This is a genomic window from Streptomyces tendae, from assembly GCF_014650435.1.
In the GTDB taxonomy this organism is placed as follows: Bacteria; Actinomycetota; Actinomycetes; order Streptomycetales; family Streptomycetaceae; genus Streptomyces; species Streptomyces tendae.
Genome location: NZ_BMUY01000067.1, coordinates 1 through 1587, shown reverse-complemented (window position 1 = coordinate 1587; position 1587 = coordinate 1). Strand labels below are relative to the sequence as shown.

Annotated in this window: 2 protein-coding genes; both read left to right on the top strand. The window is 70.5% G+C overall.

What is annotated here, in order from left to right:
- Positions 1-526 (top strand): hypothetical protein (locus tag IE258_RS40610; protein ID WP_229892784.1); only part of this gene is annotated, 526 nt, incomplete at its 5' end.
- A gap of 366 nt (positions 527-892) precedes the next feature.
- Positions 893-1498: a hypothetical protein gene (locus IE258_RS40605; RefSeq protein ID WP_189750810.1), complete on the top strand. Its 606-nt coding sequence runs from the start codon at positions 893-895 to the stop codon at positions 1496-1498.
- Positions 1499-1587 lie beyond the last annotated feature (89 nt).

Genomic DNA, 1587 nt, shown 5'->3' with positions numbered 1-1587 from the left:
AGGAGAAACCCCACCCATGCACCCGATGCCCGAGCCGACGCCCACCGCCCCCGCAGCCGGGCACACCGTCAACCCGCTCACCGAATCCGTCATCCAGGCCGCCACCCGCGACGCCATGCGGCAGATCACCCACTACCGCGACGACACCCCCGTGCCCGCCAAGGGAGACACTCCGCCCGTCCCGCAGCCCGACTCCCGCCGCGTCCCCACCTGGGCCACCGGCATCGCCGTCGCCTCCGGCGGCATCGGCGCCGGCACCACCGGCCCCGGCTGCGCCGCCTGGCTCCTCTTCAAGGGCCTGTCGTCCGTCAGCCTCCCCAGCCTCCAGACGTTCGCGCTGATCCTCCTCGCCCCGTTCGCCGGCGCCGCGATCCTCGCCGTCGCCGTCGGAGCGGCCATCGCCAAGGCCAAGCGCGCCAACACCACGAACATCTACCAGGGCGCGGTCACCGTCACTTCGAAGACCGAGGTGAGCAGCACCGCGCGCGGCATGTTCGCCCGCAACCGCAACGTGCTGCCCCGCTGACAACAACACCCTGCCCCGTCCGGCCCCCGTGAGCACCCGCTGCGGGGGCCGACGCACGCCCAGGGGAGGGGGGAAGGTGCCTCAGACAAACCCTCGAACATGCGGCAGCATCAAACGTGTCGGCCTGGCCCCGGTGTCCCCGCGCCCAACCAGGCCGACACACACAGCCACGCCCAGGACCCCCCGACACGCCCCCGCGTGCCGCCCGGGCACCCCGCGGCCTCCCACACCGCCCCAATCCCCCAGGGCCCCGTGGGAGGCCGCCTCACGTTCGCCAGGGGGCAACACCCGCCCCCAACATGAGCGATCATCCCAAACAAGGCGCGGGGCCGGACAAACACACACAAGAGCGGGAGCCCCACCGCCATGGGATGGTCAAAACTCAAACTGGACGAAGTCGCCGTCCGCCGCACCAACCTCCTCAAGCTGCGCCGCGAAGGCGTCCGCTACGACGACCCACGCGTCGAGAACCTCGGCTACTCCAGCCCCGACGCCGCACGCAAAGACCTCCACCGCGCCCTCGAAGCCCACCGCGACGCCGAAGCCGCCGAAGTCTCCATCTACCGCCAGCTCGAGAACGAACGCCTCGACGACGAACTCGGACGGCTCGCCGTCCTCGAGGACAAAGTCCGCCAGGTCCTCGAGAACCGGCACATCCTCGTCAACAACGGCCGCGTCATCCTCGACCCCGACACCGAGCAACCCATGGAAGACGACGCGATCGTCCTCCAGGCCATCGACCGCCTCGTAAAGATCGAAGACGCGCGCCGGCGTAACGCCGAACGCCGCGCCAAGCTGAACGGCTACGACATGCCGCTCCAGACGGAGGTGACGGGCGCGAACGGCGGGCCGCTTTCCTTCGGCAAGGCGACGGCCGCAGAGCTGGAAGCACTCATCAGCCTGGCCGGTGACCCACACGCGCCTGCTGTCACCGGGGAAGGCCCAGCAGGAGAGCCAGGCGCCGGTGGCTAGTCGTCTTCCTTCTGGCGTCGGGCCTCGGCCTCCTCAGCGACGTCCAGAGGGACTACCGCCGCGATGCGCCGGCCTCGGTTGGTGATGTA

What these genes read in the sequence shown, in the direction of transcription:
- IE258_RS40605 (WP_189750810.1), top strand. Translation starts at nt 893, where the DNA reads ATGGGATGGTCAAAACTCAAACTGGACGAAGTCGCCGTCCGCCGCACC.